Annotated in this window: 13 protein-coding genes and 1 tRNA gene; 3 read left to right on the top strand and 11 right to left on the bottom strand. The window is 70.7% G+C overall.

The genetic code is table 11. The features are described from left to right. Window positions 1–144: 144 nt before the first annotated feature. Complete coding sequence (gene lepA, locus IG08_RS0115865) at window positions 145–2,013, bottom strand: translation elongation factor 4 (protein WP_030601711.1); 1,869 nt, start codon at window positions 2,011–2,013, stop codon at window positions 145–147. Window positions 2,014–2,244: 231 nt separating this feature from the next. On the opposite strand from lepA, the gene rpsT reads away from it, so the two are divergent. Next, window positions 2,245–2,511 (top strand): 30S ribosomal protein S20, encoded by a 267-nt coding sequence (rpsT, locus tag IG08_RS0115860; protein WP_030601710.1) that lies wholly within the window; start codon window positions 2,245–2,247, stop codon window positions 2,509–2,511. 181 nt (window positions 2,512–2,692) lie between these two features. Here rpsT and IG08_RS0115855 read toward each other — a convergent pair whose 3' ends face one another. The 9 genes from IG08_RS0115855 to leuS form a co-directional block, all read right to left on the bottom strand. Continuing rightward, window positions 2,693–3,088 carry a nuclear transport factor 2 family protein gene (locus tag IG08_RS0115855; RefSeq protein ID WP_030601708.1) on the bottom strand — a complete coding sequence of 132 codons (396 nt, stop codon included), beginning with the start codon at window positions 3,086–3,088 and terminating at the stop codon, window positions 2,693–2,695. 100 nt (window positions 3,089–3,188) lie between these two features. Next, a complete protein-coding gene (gene holA, locus IG08_RS0115850) occupies window positions 3,189–4,178 on the bottom strand; it encodes a DNA polymerase III subunit delta (RefSeq protein WP_234342889.1) in 990 nt (329 codons plus the stop codon). 171 nt (window positions 4,179–4,349) lie between these two features. Next, window positions 4,350–4,595: a hypothetical protein gene (locus IG08_RS0115845; RefSeq protein WP_043454385.1), complete on the bottom strand. Its 246-nt coding sequence runs from the start codon at window positions 4,593–4,595 to the stop codon at window positions 4,350–4,352. A 61-nt stretch (window positions 4,596–4,656) separates the two neighbouring features. Then, a complete protein-coding gene (locus IG08_RS0115840) occupies window positions 4,657–5,499 on the bottom strand; it encodes an arylamine N-acetyltransferase family protein (RefSeq protein WP_030601704.1) in 843 nt (280 codons plus the stop codon). A 4-nt stretch (window positions 5,500–5,503) separates the two neighbouring features. Then, the gene (locus IG08_RS0115835; protein WP_078655607.1) at window positions 5,504–8,131 is read right to left on the bottom strand and encodes a ComEC/Rec2 family competence protein; all 2,628 of its coding nucleotides are present in this window, start codon (window positions 8,129–8,131) and stop codon (window positions 5,504–5,506) included. Further along, complete coding sequence (locus tag IG08_RS60670) at window positions 8,128–9,357, bottom strand: ComEA family DNA-binding protein (protein ID WP_199820870.1); 1,230 nt, start codon at window positions 9,355–9,357, stop codon at window positions 8,128–8,130. The genes IG08_RS0115835 and IG08_RS60670 overlap by 4 nt, the downstream gene beginning before the upstream one ends. 129 nt (window positions 9,358–9,486) lie before the next feature. Then, on the bottom strand, window positions 9,487–10,332 hold the full coding sequence (locus tag IG08_RS0115825) for a DegV family protein (protein WP_030601698.1): 846 nt from the start codon (window positions 10,330–10,332) through the stop codon (window positions 9,487–9,489). A gap of 72 nt (window positions 10,333–10,404) precedes the next feature. Next, a complete protein-coding gene (locus tag IG08_RS0115820) occupies window positions 10,405–11,142 on the bottom strand; it encodes a hypothetical protein (protein WP_030601696.1) in 738 nt (245 codons plus the stop codon). 117 nt (window positions 11,143–11,259) lie between these two features. Next, window positions 11,260–14,139: a leucine--tRNA ligase gene (gene leuS, locus IG08_RS0115815; RefSeq protein WP_030601694.1), complete on the bottom strand. Its 2,880-nt coding sequence runs from the start codon at window positions 14,137–14,139 to the stop codon at window positions 11,260–11,262. Between the two features lie 464 nt (window positions 14,140–14,603). Between leuS and IG08_RS0115810 the strand changes: the two genes are divergently transcribed. Then, complete coding sequence (locus IG08_RS0115810) at window positions 14,604–15,881, top strand: ferric reductase-like transmembrane domain-containing protein (RefSeq protein WP_199820869.1); 1,278 nt, start codon at window positions 14,604–14,606, stop codon at window positions 15,879–15,881. Further along, the gene (locus IG08_RS0115805) at window positions 15,878–17,491 is read left to right on the top strand and encodes an NADH-quinone oxidoreductase subunit NuoF family protein (protein WP_030601690.1); all 1,614 of its coding nucleotides are present in this window, start codon (window positions 15,878–15,880) and stop codon (window positions 17,489–17,491) included. The genes IG08_RS0115810 and IG08_RS0115805 overlap by 4 nt, the downstream gene beginning before the upstream one ends. Window positions 17,492–17,556: 65 nt before the next feature. Here the strand turns inward: IG08_RS0115805 and IG08_RS0115800 are convergent. Beyond that, window positions 17,557–17,629: transfer RNA gene (locus IG08_RS0115800), tRNA-Ala, on the bottom strand. Window positions 17,630–17,670 lie beyond the last annotated feature (41 nt).

Here is a 17,670-nt window from a genome sequence, read left to right as displayed (position 1 = left end):
TCGAGCAGAGATCAGAGTAGAGCGCGACCGGCCCCCGCGTAAGGGGCGGCGGACAGTCGATTCCTCCAGAGAAAATCCAGCGGAACGACACAGGGCCCGCCGCGCACCAGCACAACGGGCCCCGGAAAATCGCCGCACCCCGGACTATTTCTTGCCCTTGCCCGATCCCGCGTTGTCGTCGCTGCTCAGTACGGCGATGAAGGCCTCCTGCGGAACCTCCACGGAACCCACCATCTTCATCCGCTTCTTGCCTTCCTTCTGCTTCTCCAGCAGCTTCCGCTTACGGGAGATGTCACCGCCGTAGCACTTGGCGAGGACGTCCTTGCGGATGGCGCGGATGGTCTCGCGGGCGATGACCCGGGAGCCGATGGCGGCCTGGATGGGGATCTCGAAGGCCTGGCGCGGGATCAGTTCGCGCAGCTTGGCGACGAGCCGTACGCCGTACGCGTAGGCGGCGTCCCGGTGGGTGACGGCGGAGAAGGCGTCGACCCGGTCGCCGTGGAGCAGGATGTCGACCTTCACCAGCTGGGCGTCCTGCTCGCCGGTGGGCTCGTAGTCCAGGGAGGCGTAGCCGCGGGTCTTGGACTTCAGGTTGTCGAAGAAGTCGAAGACGATCTCGGCGAGGGGGAGCGTGTAGCGGATCTCGACCCGGTCCTCGGAGAGGTAGTCCATGCCGAGGAGGGTGCCGCGACGAGTCTGGCAGAGCTCCATGATCGAGCCGATGAACTCGCTGGGAGCGAGGATCGTGGCCCGGACGACCGGCTCGAAGACCTTGTCGATCTTGCCCTCGGGGAACTCGCTCGGGTTGGTGACCGTGTGCTCCTTCCCGTCCTCCATGATCACGCGGTAGACCACGTTGGGCGCGGTGGCGATGAGTTCGAGGTTGAACTCGCGCTCCAGGCGCTCACGGATGACGTCGAGGTGCAGCAACCCCAGGAAACCGACACGGAAACCGAAGCCCAGCGCCGCGGAGGTCTCCGGCTCGTAGACCAGCGCGGCGTCGTTGAGCTGGAGCTTGTCGAGGGCGTCGCGCAGCTCGGGGTAGTCGGAGCCGTCGAGCGGATAGAGACCGGAGAACACCATCGGCTTGGGGTCCTTGTACCCGCCGAGGGCCTCGGTGGCGCCCTTGTCCTTGCTGGTGATGGTGTCACCGACCTTGGACTGACGGACGTCCTTCACGCCGGTGATGATGTAGCCCACCTCGCCGACGCCGATGCCGTCGGCCGGCGTCATCTCGGGGGACGAGACGCCGATCTCGAGGAGCTCGTGGGTGGCGCCGGTCGACATCATCTTGATGCGCTCACGCTTGTTGAGCTGACCGTCGATGACTCGGACGTAGGTGACCACGCCCCGGTAGGAGTCGTAGACCGAGTCGAAGATCATCGCGCGGGCCGGGGCGTCCTTGACGCCGACCGGGGCCGGGACGTCGCGGACGACCCGGTCCAGGAGCGCGTCCACGCCGATACCGGTCTTCGCCGAGACCTTGAGCACGTCCTCGGGCTGGCAGCCGATGAGGTTGGCGAGCTCCTCGGAGAACTTCTCCGGCTGGGCGGCCGGCAGGTCGATCTTGTTCAGTACGGGGATGATCTTGAGGTCGTTCTCCATCGCCAGGTAGAGGTTGGCGAGAGTCTGGGCCTCGATGCCCTGGGCGGCGTCGACGAGGAGGACGGTGCCCTCGCAGGCCGCGAGCGACCGCGAGACCTCGTAGGTGAAGTCGACGTGCCCCGGGGTGTCGATCATGTTGAGGATGTGCGTGTCGTTCTTGTCGTGGGTGGGAGCCCACGGCAGACGCACCGCCTGTGACTTGATCGTGATGCCGCGCTCGCGCTCGATGTCCATCCGGTCGAGGTACTGAGCACGCATCTGCCGCTGGTCGACGACGCCGGTCAGCTGGAGCATCCGGTCGGCGAGCGTGGACTTGCCGTGGTCGATGTGCGCGATGATGCAGAAATTGCGGATCTGAGCCGGGTCGGTACGGCTCGGCTCGGGCACATGGCTAGGGATCGCGGGCACGCAGGGTCCTGATTCTTGAGGCGTCCGCAGTGTCTGCGGTCTCGGGTCGGATCTATACGTAGCCTCCATGGTCCCACGGGCGGGGACCTGCGACCGGTTTGGGCCACCTGGAGGCCCGCTGGTAGTCTGGGTGGCTGTGTCTCCTGCCCTCTCAGCACGAGGCACATCTTCTGGAAAATCATCGGTACGGGACCCGAGCGGCCCCGTGCCTGAACCTGTAGAGGCTCATTCGTGGCGAACATCAAGTCCCAGATCAAGCGGATCAAGACCAACGAGAAGGCTCGGCTGCGCAACAAGGCCGTCAAGTCCTCCCTGAAGACCGCGATCCGCAAGGCCCGTGAGGCTGCTGCCGCGGGTGACGTCGAGAAGGCCACCGAGTACCAGCGCGCGGCTGCGCGTCAGCTCGACAAGGCCGTCTCCAAGGGCGTCATCCACAAGAACCAGGCCGCCAACAAGAAGTCGGCGCTTGCTTCGAAGGTCACCACCCTCAAGGGCTGACACTTGATTTGATCGCCGGAGGGAATCGAGCGGGCCCTCTCATCCGCTCCCGTCCGGCCCCCGAGCCTGTACGCGGCCTGCGTTCGCCACGCGGGTACGGGCTCACCATCTTCAACCGAAGGCCCCGGCACCCCGCCCTTCCCCAGGGCGGGAGCCGGGGCTTCGGCACGCTCCCGCAGACCTACGCCCAGAACTCGTTGCCCTTGTCGATGTCCTCGACGCATTCGTCGAGATCGCTGATCTTCTCCCCAACGACCCGGAAGATGATGCATCCGTTCTCGTCGATGTGCCTTCCCTTGCGGTCGGCCTTGAAGCGGTGCACCGCGACCACGTGCCCCCGGCCGTCCACCAGGAGGCTGCGCATGTCGACCTGCATCGTCCCACCGGTCTCCTCGAAGAGCCGGCCGTACATGTCGATGACCGCGTCCTGGCCCTTGAAGTCACCCGAGAGCGGGTGACTGCCGGGCACATGGTGCGTACAGTCCGCCGTCATCAGCCCACGCAGAGTGTCCATGTCCCCTCGGGTGAAGGCCTCGTATCCCTTGCGGACGAGCGCTGCGTGCGGGTGTTCAGCCATGACAACCGCCACCTTTCCTTGCTAGGCGATTTTCGGCTGTACGCCCGATTCTCCTCCGTATCGGCGCCCGGGGCACGGGCGGGGGCCACCGGACCGTGTCCTACCCGCGCCCCCCGGAGCGTGCCGCCCGCGCGATCGCGACGACCGCCTTCTCCAGGGCGTACTCGGGGTCGTCCCCGCCGCCCTTGACGCCCGCGTCCGCCTCGGCCACCGCCCGCAGCGCGACGGAGACACCGTCCGGCGTCCACCCCCGCATCTGCTGCCGCACCCGGTCGATCTTCCACGGCGGCATACCGAGCTCACGGGCGAGATCGGCAGGCCGCCCGCCACGCGCCGAGGACAGCTTTCCGATCGCCCGGACGCCCTGCGCCAGCGCGCTCGTGATCATCACCGGGGCCACCCCGGTGGCCAGCGACCACCGCAGCGCCTCCAGCGCCTCGGCGGCCCGCCCCTCCACCGCCCGGTCGGCGACGGTGAAGCTCGATGCCTCGGCCCGCCCGGTGTAGTACCGCCCGACGACGGCCTCGTCGATGGTCCCCTCGACATCGGCGACCAGCTGGGACACGGCGGACGCCAGCTCCCGCAGGTCGCTGCCGATGGAGTCCACGAGGGCCTGGCAGGCCTCGGGTGTGGCGGACCGCCCGGTCGCCCGGAACTCCTGCCGGACGAAGCCCAGCCGGTCCGCCGGCTTGGTCATCTTCGGGCAGGCCACCTCCCGCGCCCCCGCCTTGCGCGCGGCATCCAGCAGCGCCTTGCCCTTGACCCCACCGGCGTGCAGCAGCACCAGCGTGATCTCCTCGGCGGGCGCCCCGAGATACGCCTTCACGTCCTTGACCGTGTCGGCCGACAGGTCCTGCGCATTGCGTACGACGACGACCTTGCGCTCGGCGAACAGCGACGGGCTGGTCAACTCGGCGAGCGTGCCGGGCTGCAGCTGATCGGAAGTCAGATCTCGTACGTCCGTGTCGGCGTCGGCGGCCCTGGCGGCAGCCACCACCTCCTGCACGGCACGGTCGAGCAGGAGGTCCTCCTGGCCCACGGCAAGCGTCACCGGGGCGAGAGGGTCGTCATTCGCAGTCTTCCTGGCCATCGCGTAAAGCATCGCACGGGCCACTGACAACGGGGCGGCTCGGTGACAACCGCGCCCGGAAAGGGGCGCGGGGCTGTATCGGTGCACGGCTCCGCCGCGTGGGCGCGACCAGCCACAGGCGGCCCGCACCCGCGCGAACCACCGCAGCTCTCCGGCTGACCCAGCCGAGCGCTACGGTTCCTCCCGCCACCCGTCCCACTCCCCCACGAACTCGTCCAGGTCCCGGGGATCCAGTCGCCCCTTCTCGTCCCGCAGGACGACCAGCCACTGCGCGTCCTCGGCGTCGTCCTCCCCGGCCAGCGCATCCCGCACCAGCCGAGGCTCCTCGTCGACCCCGAACCGCTCCCCGAGCGCCACCACCACCTCTTCCGCGGCATCACGGTCGGGCAGCACCAGCACATGTCTCACATCGCTCACGGAACCATTTTCCGACACCCCACGAGGTGCGGGACGCCAGGTCACCCCGCGAGCACTGACGTCACCGGCCGCTCCCCCGGGGATTGCGCACCGTCGGCACACCGTCCAGCTCGATACCGAACCGCTCCCGGTAGACCCCCAGCACCTCCTCGTCCGTGGTCAGTTCCTCCTCGTCCCGTGTCCCGTCGGCGGCCGTCACCTTGACCGTGCGACCGCTGAGCGTGATCCTCCCCCCGTCCTCCGTCACCCGGGAGCAGACCAGCGACTGTGTGAAGTGCGAGCCCGGCGAGGTGCTGTGCCACCAGGCCCCGGCCGCGAAGTCACCAAGCACCCGGGGCCGTGCCTCCAGGCGGTACTGCGACCTGCCGTTCACGACGACGTCCAGGTCCGCCTCCTCCGACCCGCCGTGCCCGCCCCGCACCCCCGCCGCGTCGGGCCCCGCCTCGAGGATCCGGAACGTGCCGCCCGGGTCCTCCTGCTCACCCCGCGCCCCGAACGCCAGCGGGTAGTGGCTGTGCGCCCCGAAACCCACATCGGCCAGCCACTCGCCCCCGTCCACCGTCCGCACCCGCAGCGCGAGATGGTCGTACGGAATCCCGAGCCGTCCCTCGTCCCCGTACACCCGCGCCGCGAGCAACGTGACGTCGAAGCCCAGCGCACCGAGCAACGCCCCGAACAATCCGTTCAGTTCGTAGCAGAACCCTCCCCGCCGCGCGCCCACCACCTTGTCCAGCAGCCGCTTCTCCTCCAGCACGATCTCCTCTCCGAGGTGGACCGAGAGATTCTCGAAGGGCACGGTCTGCAGATGGCGCAGATGCAGCTCGCGCAGGACGTCCACGGTGGGCCACGCCGGGTGCTCGACTCCCAGGCGGTGGAGATAGGTGTCAACCTGTGCGGAATTCATGACCTCAGTCTCGCGCCACCCGCAGCTCCCCGCCGCCCGTACCGGCGACCGCCAGCGCCCCGTCCCGGTCCGTCCGCAGCACCGCCGCACCCCCGGCACGCAGCGCCGCGACCGTGCTGGGAGCGGGATGTCCGTACGAGTTGCCGGCACCCACGGAGATGAGCGCGAGCCGCGGTGCCACCCGGCGTATGAGGTCCGGATCCTGGTAGGCCGAGCCGTGGTGGGCGACCTTGAGCACATCCACGCCGCCCAGCAGCGCGCCCGCCGGCGACCTCAACAGCCCTTGCTGGGCCGGGGGTTCGAGGTCCCCGAGGAGCAGGAACCGCAGCCCGGCAGACCGGACGAGCAGCGCGACACTGGCGTCGTTCGGACCCTCCGGCTCAGCTACCAGTACCGGGCTGGACGGGCTGGACGAGGCCGGGGGTGGCCACAGCACCTCCCAGGACAGCGCCCCGGTCCTCCGCTGCTCTCCGGCAAGGGCGCGCGTCACCGGAATGTGCCGGGCCGCCGCTTCCCTGCGTACGAACTCGACCTGGTCCGCGGGCTCTTCGAAGCCCGTCGTCTCGATCGCCCCCACGGAACGCCCCCGCAGCACTCCCGGCAGGCCTGCCACATGGTCGGCGTGGAAGTGCGTCAGGACGACCAACGGGACCCTGGTGACGCCCAGCGTGCGCAGGCAGTGGTCGACGAGCGTCGGGTCGGGTCCGGCGTCCACGACCACGCCCGTGCCCTCGCCGGCCGCCAGCACCATCGCGTCGCCCTGCCCCACGTCGCACATCACGAACTTCCAGCCCGGTGGCGGCCAGCCCGTGATCACCCTGGTCAGCGGCGGCGGCTGCACCACCGCGAGCACGAACAGCGCCGCACAGGCGGCACACCACCAGGGATGTCTCACCAGCCGCCGGCCGACAAGCAGCACGAGCACCGTCACGAGGGCGAGCAGTGCCGCTCCGGTCCAGCTGCCCGGCCAGTCCACTCCCCCGCCGGGCAACGCGGCCCCGGTCCGGGCGACGTCGGCGATCCACCCGGCGGGCCAACTCGCGCACCAGGCCAGCACCTTGGCGACCGGCATCACCACGGGTGCCGTCGCCAGCGCCGCGAAGCCCAGCACCGTGGCCGGTGCGACCGCGACCTCGGCGAGCAGGTTGCACGGCACCGCCACCAGGCTGACCCGCGCCGACAGCACGGCGACGACCGGCGCGCACAGGGCCTGTGCGGCCGCCGCGGCGGCCAGTGCCTCGGCGAGCCGCGGTGGCACCCGGCGCCCTCGCAGGGCGATGCTCCAGCGCGGCGCGAGCGTGAGCAGGGCGCCGGTGGCCAGGACCGAGAGCAGGAAGCCGTAACTGCGGGCCAGCCACGGGTCGTAGAGCACCAGCAGCAGTACGGCGGTCGCCAGCGCCGGGATCAGTGACCTGCGGCGTCCGGTCGCGAGGGCGAGCAGGGCGACGGCTCCGCAGGCCGCGGCCCGCAGCACACTCGGGTCCGGTCTGCACACCACGACGAACCCGATCGTGAGTCCCCCGCCGAGCAGCGCGGTGGTCCGCAGGGACATGCCGAGGCGGGGCGCGAGGCCTCGGCGCTCGACGAGTTGGGCCAGGCCGGGCGGTCCGATGAGCAGGGCGAGCAGGATCGTGAGGTTGCTTCCGGACACGGCGAGCGTGTGCGCGAGGTCGGTCTCCTTGAAGGCCTCGTCCAGCTCGGGAGTGATCCGCGAGGTGTCCCCGACGACCAGCCCGGGCAGCAACGCCCGGGCATCCGCCGGGAGTCCGTCCGTGGCCTCTCGCAGCCCGGCGCGCAACCGCCCCGCGAGCCGCTGCGGCCCCGTCGGCTGCCCCACGACCTCGGGTGTCACCCGGTCCCGTACCCGCAGCACGCCCGCGACCCGGTCCCCGCCCATCGCCGCCGGCACCAGCCGCCCGGCGACACGCAGCCGTGTGGACGGCAACAGCCCGAGCCAGGGCGACCGCCCGGTCCCTTCGGCACCGGACCGCGTGCCGACCGTCGCCTTCCCTTCGATGGGATGGCCGGCCCCCGCGCCCACATCGACGATCACCAGTACCGGCGCGCGGGTCGCCACCTCCGTCCCGTCCGCCGCCTCGACACGTCGGACCTCGGCGCCGATCAGCACGGTGGTCGGAACCACGTGATCACCCTTGATCCGGGGCCGGGTGAGCCGGGGGTCGGAGGTGACCTCGATCTCGGCGGTCACGGTGGCGTACTGGCGGGCCAGGGCGGGCACGGGTCCGCGCCGCAGATCGGCACCGTGCAGCCCGGCGGACGCGGCGGCCGCCCCGACACAGAGCAGCACGGCGGCAACGGAGGCACGCGGCCAGACGGCACCTGCGCCGCGCCGCCGTACCGACGGTCGCCGCACCGACAGCAGCACTCCGGCCGCGGCGAGGCATACGGCCACGAGGCCGGTGACCCACTCCGGCGGGGCGTCCAGTGTCAGGGCGGCCGTCGCCCAGGCCGCCAGCGCGGGCGGTACGAGCCGTAGGTCCGTCGGTCCTTCCTGCCGGGGGTGCGCGTCTCCGAGCCGTTTCCCGGAGGCGGCGTGCACGGCAGGGCGGCCTTCGGGAGCCGGATGCCGGTCGTTCTCGTGCTCGGACGGCACGTCGGGGACGTACCTCATGGCCGCACGAGATTCCGCAGGTCGGCGAAGCGGCGGTCGCCGATGCCGTTGACCTCACGCAGTTCGTCCACCGAGCGGAAGCCGCCGTGCTGGGTGCGGTAGTCGACGATGTGCTGCGCCAGCACGGGGCCGACGCCCGGCAGGGTGTCGAGCTGGTCCACGGTGGCCGTGTTGAGGGTGACGGGGGCCGCCGGTGCCGCGCCCGCCGGGCCGCCGCCGACCGTGCCACCCGAGACGGGGGCCGGTGCGGCGGGGCCACCGACGATCACCTGTTCTCCGTCCACGAGGAACCGGGCGCGGTTGAGCGCGTCGGTGTTCGTGCCGGGACGCACGCCGCCGGCCGCGCGCAACGCGTCGGCGACGCGCGAACCGGCCGGAAGACGATGGATGCCGGGCTCGCGGACCTTGCCGCCGACGTCCACGACGATCTCGGTCCCGGTCGTACCCGCGGCGTTCGGGGCACCGCCCGAGGCGGCCGGCCCGGCCTCCCCGCGCTGCTCCCCCGCCCCGTACGGAGCCGCCGCGCGCACCACTTCCGGCGCCTGGACGGACTGGGTCCGGCCGGTCCAGAAGTGCTGTACGGCGAAGACCGCGGCCACGACGAGCAGCACGGTGAGCGCGAGGACGTTCCGTCGCTCCAGCCCGCACCGCGCCTGCAGCCACACCGGCATCCGCTCCCGCAGAGCAAGCCCGGTCCGCTCCCGCCAGGCCGCCTCCGAGGGAACGTCCGTGACGAGCGGCCCGAGGTTCGTCGGCTCCGGGCCTGCCCTCACACCGGCGACGTCGTGAGCCGCGGGCCCACCGGCGGCAGGCGTGACGTCCGCTGCCTCCACGCCTACGGTCACGACGGCCCCGTGCACGGCATCCGCAGCTTCCCGACGCCTGATCAGGCCACGCACGACGCCCGAGTCCAAGCCCATCCCGGCACGCGGAGCATCCGGCTCCGGGCCTCGATCGGCCGGCCGGCCGCTCACATCCCCGGCCCCCGGTCCGCCGTCCGCAGCCCGCTGGCTCTCACCCGGCGGCCCCTTGCCCGACTCCCGCCATTCCTCAGCGCGTTGGGCGAAGAGTGCCTCCGCGCGCCGGCGGAGTTCGTCGGCCGAGGCATGTCGATGGCGGGCCCGGCTCCGGAGGGTGTGCGGGCGGCGGGTGCGGCCGTCGGATGCGGGGCCGCGACCCGGGCCGCTGGTTGCGTGCGATGTGCGGGAACGTGATCGAAGTGCCATGCGCCGAGGATCGGGCACCTCTGCACTCTCGCGATGATCTTGGTCAATTCCCGTGGACTACGGCCGGGTTGTGGACAACTCCGTCACCCACACGAGGGAGCCGACCCGCACCCCACACACCGGCCGGCCTCACCGCGGCGAGACCACAGCCCCCAACAACCCGGGCCCCGTGTGCGCCCCGATGACCGCACCGACCTCGCTCACGTGCAGGTCGACAAGCCCCGGCACCCGCACCCGCAGACGTTCCGCCAGGGCCGACGCCCGGTCGGGTGCGGCGAGATGGTGGACCGCGATGTCGACCGGCGCACTGCCCGCCCGGTCGGCCACGATCTCCTCCAGGCGGGCGATGGCCTTCGAGGCCGTCCGCACCTTCTCCAGGAGTTCGATACGGCCGCCGTCGAGCTTCAGCAGCGGCTTCACGGCGAGCGCGGAGCCGAGGAGGGCCTGTGCGGCACCGATCCGGCCGCCGCGGCGCAGATAGTCGAGGGTGTCGACGTAGAAGTAGGCGGAGGTGCCGGCGGCCCGCTTCTCCGCCGCGGTGACGGCCTCGTCCACCGTGCCGCCCGCCTCCGCCGCCTCGGCAGCGGCGAGCGCGCAGAACCCGAGCGCCATCGCGACCATCCCGGTGTCCACCACGCGCACCGGCACCGGTGCCTCGCGCGCCGCCACGACCGCCGCGTCGTAGGTGCCGGAGAGCTCGGCGGACAGGTGCAGGGACACGATCCCGGTGGCGCCGGACTCGGCGACCCTGCGGTAGGTCTCCGCGAAGAGCTGAGGGCTGGGGCGCGAGGTGGTGACGGACCGCCGCTTCTGGAGCGCCTGGGCGAGCGACCGGGTCGAGATCTCGGTGCCCTCTTCCAGCGCCCGGTCGCCGAGGACCACGGTCAGGGGTACGGCGGTGATGCCGTGGCGCTCCATCGTCCGCGGCGGCAGGTAGGCCGTTGAATCGGTGACGATCGCGACATGGCGGGACATGAGCTGGAGGTTACCTGGCGTAGCGCCTGGGCGGCAGCCCGGCCCCTGCCACCCGGAGCGCCGCTGTCCGGATCAAGTCGTGCTCTCGGGGCGGGGCTTCTTCTGCCAGGGATACGTGGGGCGCGGCCCCGACGGGGTGATGGCGGGTCGCGTCGGCTCCTCGGCCGTGCGGGAGCCAGGCGTCTCGGGCCAGGTCTGCTGCGCCGCGGGACCATCGGCGGCGGGGGCCTCGGGCCACGGGGGCGGCGTGCTGGAGGCGGGCTCCGACGTCGTCCAGTGCCGCAGCGCGCCGGACTCCACGTCGATCTGCGCGCTCAGCGAGTCCAGGTCGTCGCCGGCGAACCGGTGGGCACGGTCGCGGGCCGCCCAGCGCAGCGAGTCGGCCGACTGTGTGATGCGCTCGGTGCGTTCGCGCAGCCCGGGGAGCCGCTCGGCGAGTGTGGCCCGGTCGGGCTCGGCCTCCAGGCGCTTGAGCTCGCCGTCCAGCTCGTGCCCGTGCGCGCTCAGTCGCCGGAAGAGACCGAGGGACTCCTTCAGCGACTCGTCCTCGGCCACGCCCGCGTGCAGCGCGTCCTGGGTGGCGCGCATCGAGGTGCGCAGCTTCAGCCGCAGCTGGGCCAGTTCACCCGCCGGGCCGATCTGGGCGAAGGACTTGGCGCGCAGGGTGTGGTCCTCGACCGTGCGCCGGGCCTGGGTGATGGTGCGGTCCACTCCGCGCTTGGCGGCGCCGACCACCTTCACCGTGGCGTAGGCGCCGAGTGCCAGAAAGAGCACCAAAAGCAGGGCCACGACTGCGATCACTGCTTCCACGACGCTCCTCCTACCCGGCACGACGCTCGTCGCGCCGCTCTTCAACGGTAAACGCAACGGGCAGGCCCGGAGTTCCAGAAGAACCCCGAACCTGCCCGCACGGAACCCTTAGGGGTCTTACGCCGGAACGATGTTCACCAGCTTCGGCGCCCGCACGATCACCTTGCGGATCCCCGCGCCGTCCAGCGCCGCCACGACCTTCTCGTCGGCCAGCGCGACCTTCTCCAGCTCCTCGTCGGAGATGGCCGGCGAGACCTCCAGGCGGGCCTTGACCTTGCCCTTGATCTGGACCACGCAGGTCACGGCCTCGTCCACGACGTACGCCGGGTCGGCGACCGGGAAGTCCTGATGGACGACCGAGTCGGTGTGGCCCAGCTTGCGCCACAGCTCCTCGGCGATGTGCGGGGCCAGCGGCGCGACCAGCAGCACCAGCGACTCGGCGACGGACCGCGGCAGCGAGCCGCCCGCCTTGGTCAGGTGGTTGTTCAGCTCGGTGACCTTGGCGATGGCGGTGTTGAACCGCATGCCCTCCAGGTCCTGGCGCACCCCGTCGATCGCCTTGTGCAGCGCGCGCAGGGTCGTCTCGTCGGCCTCGGCGTCGACGACGGTCACCTCACCGGTGGCCTCGTCGACGATGTTGCGCCACAGCCGCTGCAGCAGGCGGTACTGGCCGACCACCGCGCGGGTGTCCCACGGACGCGAGACGTCCAGCGGGCCCATCGCCATCTCGTACAGGCGCAGGGTGTCGGCGCCGTACTCCGCGCAGATCGCCTCCGGGGTGACCGCGTTCTTCAGGGACTTGCCCATCTTGCCCAGCTCGCGCTTGACCGGCTCGCCCGCATAGAAGAAGGCGCCGTCGCGCTCCTCGATCTCGGTGGCCGGCACCGGGAAGCCCCGGCTGTCGCGGTAGACGTAGGCCTGGATCATGCCCTGGTTGAACAGCTTGTGGAACGGCTCCGCCGAGGAGACGTGCCCCAGGTCGAACAGCACCTTGGACCAGAAGCGCGCGTACAGCAGGTGCAGCACGGCGTGCTCGGCGCCGCCGACGTACAGGTCGACGCCGCCGTGCGGCTGGCCCTCGCGCGGGCCCATCCAGTACTGCTCGATCTCCGGGTCGACCAGCTTCTCGCTGTTGTGCGGGTCCAGGTAGCGCAGTTCGTACCAGCAGGAACCGGCCCAGTTGGGCATGGTGTTGGTCTCACGGCGGTACGGGCGAGGACCGCGCCCGTCACCCAGGTCCAGGGTGACGGCGACCCAGTCCTCGTTGCGCGACAGCGGCGTCTCCGGGGACGTGTTCGCGTCGTCCGGGTCGAAGGTGCGCGGCGAGTAGTCCTCGACCTCGGGCAGCTCCAGCGGCAGCATCGACTCGGGCAGCGAGTGGGCGACGCCGTCCTCGTCGTAGACGATCGGGAAGGGCTCGCCCCAGTAGCGCTGGCGGCTGAACAGCCAGTCGCGCAGGCGGAAGTTGACGGTGCCCTCGCCGACACCGGACCGCTCCATCCACTCGGTGATGCGCGCCTTGGCCTCGACGACGCCCAGGCCGTCCAGGGAGACGCCCTCACCAGTGGAGTTGATGATCTTCGCGTCGTAGGACGCGAAGGCGTCCTCCCACGTCGAGGTGTCGGTGCCGCGGCCGTCGGTCGGTTCGACGATGCAGTGGATGGGCAGTTCGAAGGCGCGCGCGAACTCGAAGTCGCGCTGGTCGCCCGCCGGAACGGCCATGATCGCGCCGGTGCCGTAGCCCATCAGGACGTAGTCGGCGATGAAGACGGGGACCTGCTCGCCGTTGACCGGGTTGGTCGCGTAGGCCCCGATGAAGACGCCGGTCTTGTCCTTGGCCTCGGCCTGCCGCTCGACGTCGGACTTCGAGGCGGCCTGCGCGCGGTAGGCGGCGACGGCCTCGGCCGGGCTCGCGTGACCGCCGGTCCACACGTCGTGCGTGCCCTCGGGCCAGGTGCCCGGGGTGAACTTCTCGACCAGCGGGTGCTCGGGCGCCAGCACCATGTAGGTCGCACCGAACAGGGTGTCCGGGCGCGTGGTGAAGACGGTGATGCGCTCGCCGTCGATCGGGAAGTCGACGCGGGCGCCCTCGGAGCGGCCGATCCAGTTGCGCTGCTGCAGTTTGATGGCCTCGGGCCAGTCCAGCGCGTCCAGGTCGTCGATCAGCCGGTCGGCATACGCGGTGATCCGCATGTTCCACTGGCGCAGCTTGGACTTGAAGACGGGGAAGTTCCCGCGCTCGGAGCGGCCGTCGGCGGTGACCTCCTCGTTGGCCAGCACGGTGCCCAGGCCGGGGCACCAGTTGACCGGCGAGTCGGAGGCGTACGCCAGGCGGAACCCGCTCAGGACGTCGGCGCGCTCGGCGGCGGTCAGCTCGTGCCACGCACGCGTGTCCCCCGGTACGGCACGCTCACCGGTCTCGAACTGGGCGACCAGCTCGGAGATCGGGCGGGCCTTGTTCGCCTCGTCGTCGTACCAGGAGTTGAAGATCTGCAGGAAGATCCACTGGGTCCACTTGTAGTACTCCGGGTCGATCGTGGCGAACGACCGGCGCTTGTCGTGACCCAGGCCCAGCCGGCGCAGCTGGGACTTCATGTTGTTGATCGCCGCTTCGGTGGTGATCCGCGGGTGCTCGCCGGTCTGTACGGCGTGCTGCTCGGCGGGCAGGCCGAAGGCGTCGAAGCCCAGGGTGTGCAGGACGTTGTGGCCGGTCATCCGCTGGAAGCGGGCGAAGACGTCGGTGGCGATGTAGCCCAGGGGGTGGCCGACGTGCAGGCCCGCACCGGAGGGGTACGGGAACATGTCCATGATGAACTTCTTGGGCTTGGCGGCCAGCTCGGGGTCGCCCGCCAGGTCACCCTTCGGGTTCGGCGCCGCGTAGGTGCCGTCGACGTCCCAGAAGTCCTGCCAGCGTGCCTCGATGTCGGCCGCGACGGCGGCCGTGTAGCGGTGCGGCGCGGCCACCTCGGCGGCGGCAGCGGGGTTCGTCTCGCTCATGATCCTCAAGGCTCCATCGATCGTCTCTGCCAGCGGCTTGTCGTCCGGGCTGCGACATTCACCAAATGAAAAATCCCCTCGCACAGGAGGGGACGCCGCGCCGATTCCGACCACGCCGTTCATCGGCGGTCGGGACTGATCAGCGCGGCTCGCTAAGCAGAAGGCGTACGGCACGCATGGCGTCAGAGTACCGCAGCCGTTGAGCAAGGCGCGACGCGCTTACGTATGCCTTCTTGGCACCGGGTGCCGCCCCCCGCAGACCACAACCGAATACACCCGCCCCACCCGACAGAACCCGAACCAAGGTCAAAGGTTACTTCGCGTAACAACCGCTAAGGGACATCACAACAACCGCATAGTCGTTTGATAACAACGCAATAACTCAAACCTCGTACCCATCGGTATGGAGCCACTTAGAGTGCGGCAGCGGGACCGCTTTCCCGAAACTGCTCGGAGTTGCCCCCATGAACCCTCGTCGTAGTAACAGCTCGCTCCCCAAACCGGGCCGGTCGGCCTACGGGGTGGCGTCGGCTGTCGTCCTGCTCCTCATACCCGTGTTCGTGCTGGTCGGAGGTGACAAGGTCCGTGACTTCCTGAACTTCGGCGCCGGCGTGCTGTGCCTCGTCTCACTCAGCTGTTCGGTGATCTGGGGTCTGGTCGCCCAGGACCGGATCTTCCTCAACACGCGCCAGCGGATCATCGGGCAGGCGGTGCACCGGACGACCGCGGTCGCCTCGATCGCGTTCCTGCTGCTGCACATCACCACGAAGGTCGCTCTCGATCACACGGAGCTGATCGCCGCGGTGATTCCCTTCTCGCTCGGCGTCACCGGAAGCGCCGGCCTGATCGGACTCGGTTCCCTCGCGGGCCTGCTCATGATCTTCGTGGGCATCACCGGCGCCCTGCGGCAGCACTTCGCCTCCCCCGCCCCGATCGCGGCCCGCTGGCGGGCCATGCACATGCTGGCCTACCCGGCCTGGTGCGCGGCGCTGATCCACGGCCTGTACGCGGGCCGCACCGCCAAGCCGATCTTCGTGATCCTGTACGGCCTGTCCCTGCTCGGCGTCACCGCGGCCCTCGCGCTGCGCGCGGCGCCCCGCCCGGTCAAGCGCAAGGTCGCCGACCGGATCGGCGCGATCCTGGGCCCCGACGAGAAGACCGGCCGCGAGGAGCTGGACGCCAGTCGCGCCAGGGTGGCCGCGGAGTCCGCACTGCCCGGCTACGAGGGCCGGCGGGCGCCGGAGCCCCAGCCCCGCACGGCACCCGGCTTCGAGGCCCCCGCGGCCCCGGAGCCCGCGGCGAACGGTTTCGCGGCGGCCTACCGCGCCGTCTCACCCAATCCGCGCGCCCAGCAGCCCTATGCCGACCAGACCGCCCGCATGGACCTGCCCATGGACATGCAGCCCACCGAGGCGATCCCGCGTTACGACACCGGCGCCAACACCGCGGGCAACTGGCCGATCCCGTCCCCGCCGCCGGTCGGCGAGGCACCCCGCTCGGCCTACGACCCGCTCCAGGACACCGGATACAACATCCCCACCTACGGCAGTCAGGGCGCGGGCGCGTACGGCACGAGTGACGTGTACGACACCGGTGAGTCGAACGCCTACTACGGCACGTACAACCCGAATGACACGTACAACAGCGGTCCCGCCAATGAACCAACGCCCGGTGACTCGTACGACTTCGACGCACCGGGCTCGGGCGAACCTTGGAACATGCCTTCCGGAGGCTATAGGTGAACGAGGCCCTGCCCGACGTACCAGAAGTCCGCGTGGTCGGTCTTCCACAGCTCACGTCAGGCTTCGACCTTGTCGAAAGACTCGACCTGCCCATGCACCTGAAGGTGCACGGGCCGCTCGAACCCATGGGCGGCGAGCAGCTCGCGAAGCTGTCCGAAGCCATCAACCTGAAGGGCCGCGGCGGCGCGGGCTTCCCCTTCCACAAGAAGCTGCGCTCGGTCGCCGAAGCGGCCATCAAGCGCGGCGTACGGCCGGTCGTCGTCGTCAACGGAAGTGAGGACGAGCCGGCCTGCCGCAAGGACACGGTGCTCATCAACCGTGCCCCGCACCTCATCCTGGACGGCGCCCTGCTGGCCGCCGAAGCCCTGGGTGCCCGCACGCTCGTGGTGGGGGTCACCCGGGAGTCGACGCAGCGGTCCATGGAGGCCGCGCTCGCCGAACGCGGTCTGAGCAACGGCCGTAGATCGGCTCTACGCGCGCGCGTGCAGCGCAATCCCGTCCGGATGGTCACCGGAGCAGCAGCGTCGCTGATCCGTTCCATCGACGGCGGCCCGGCGATCCCGCCCGGCCGCAAGGTCAGCGCCTCCCAGAACGGCGTGGGGGGCGCACCCACACTTCTCTCCAACGCCGAGACCTTCGCCCAGCTGGCGATCGCCGCCCGCATCGGCCCCGAGCGCTACGGCAACACCGGCCTGTACGACGAGCCGGGCACCGTCATGCTCACGGTCTCCGGCGCGGTCGCGCGCCCCATGGTGATCGAGGTCCCCACGGGCGTACCGCTGCGCTACGTCCTTCAGCTCGCCGGCGCCCCGCCGGTGCCGCAGGGCGTGCTGACCGGCGGCTACCACGGCAAGTGGATCGACGCGGCGACGGTCAACGAGGCGATCGTCTCGCGCAACTCCCTGGACGCGGTGGGCGGTTCGCTCGGCGCCGGCGCGATCCTGCCGATCAGTCAGGAGACCTGCCCACTGGGCGAATCACTGCGCGTGGCGCAGTGGCTGGCAGAGGAGAGCGCGGGACAGTGCGGTCCCTGCTACCTCGGCCTGCCCGCCGCCGCGCGCGGCATGGAGGACATCATCAACGGCGGCGGACCGGCCGCCCTGGAGGCGCTCAAACAGGTCGCCAAGAACGTGAAGCGGCGCGGTGCGTGCTCGCACCCGGACGGCTCCGCGATGTTCCTGGAGTCGACCATCAAGGCGTTCACGGACGACCTGGCCGCACACGTCCTCGGCAACGGCTGCGGACGGAGCGTGGAGGGCGTTCTGCCGCTCTTCGAGGGCGGCAAGCTGCCCACGGGCATCCCGGGCGGCGGCGAGTCCGAGGAGAACGGCCCCAGCCGTCAGAAGATCTACGTCGACTGGACGCTGTGCCGGGGCCACGGCCTGTGCGCCGACATCCTCCCCGAGGTCTTCGAACTCGGTGCCGACGGCTTCCCGACCGTGGCGCAGGCGCAGGTGCCGCGCTACGCGGAGGCGAAGGCGCTGCGTGCGGTACGGCGTTGCCCCGCGCTCGCCCTGCGTCTCGAGGAGGACACCCGCTCGCAGTCCACGACCCGCAACAACCTGCCGGTCCTGTCGCAGGGCCGCGGCCGCCGCGCGCTGGGCCGCTGAGCAGCCGGACACGCGGACACGTCGAAGGCGGGCCATCCGATCGGATGGCCCGCCTTCGATTTCTGTGGAGCTAAGGAGATTTGAACTCCTGACCCCCTGCATGCCATGCAGGTGCTCTACCAACTGAGCTATAGCCCCTTGCGGTGTCGCCGGGCTTCCCTGGCGGCGACGCCAACATT

Origin of the sequence: Streptomyces fulvoviolaceus, assembly GCF_000718165.1 — a bacterium.
Lineage (GTDB): Bacteria > Actinomycetota > Actinomycetes > Streptomycetales > Streptomycetaceae > Streptomyces > Streptomyces fulvoviolaceus.
The sequence above is the reverse complement of the archived record's forward strand: the minus strand, read 5'-3'. Positions and strand labels throughout refer to the sequence as shown.

What these genes read in the sequence shown, in the direction of transcription:
- IG08_RS0115855 (WP_030601708.1), bottom strand. Translation starts at nt 3,088, where the DNA reads ATGGCTGAACACCCGCACGCAGCGCTCGTCCGCAAGGGATACGAGGCC.
- holA (WP_234342889.1), bottom strand. Translation starts at nt 4,178, where the DNA reads ATGGCCAGGAAGACTGCGAATGACGACCCTCTCGCCCCGGTGACGCTT.
- IG08_RS0115840 (WP_030601704.1), bottom strand. Translation starts at nt 5,499, where the DNA reads ATGAATTCCGCACAGGTTGACACCTATCTCCACCGCCTGGGAGTCGAG.
- IG08_RS0115835 (WP_078655607.1), bottom strand. Translation starts at nt 8,131, where the DNA reads ATGAGGTACGTCCCCGACGTGCCGTCCGAGCACGAGAACGACCGGCAT.
- IG08_RS60670 (WP_199820870.1), bottom strand. Translation starts at nt 9,357, where the DNA reads ATGGCACTTCGATCACGTTCCCGCACATCGCACGCAACCAGCGGCCCG.
- IG08_RS0115825 (WP_030601698.1), bottom strand. Translation starts at nt 10,332, where the DNA reads ATGTCCCGCCATGTCGCGATCGTCACCGATTCAACGGCCTACCTGCCG.
- leuS (WP_030601694.1), bottom strand. Translation starts at nt 14,139, where the DNA reads ATGAGCGAGACGAACCCCGCTGCCGCCGCCGAGGTGGCCGCGCCGCAC.
- IG08_RS0115810 (WP_199820869.1), top strand. Translation starts at nt 14,604, where the DNA reads ATGAACCCTCGTCGTAGTAACAGCTCGCTCCCCAAACCGGGCCGGTCG.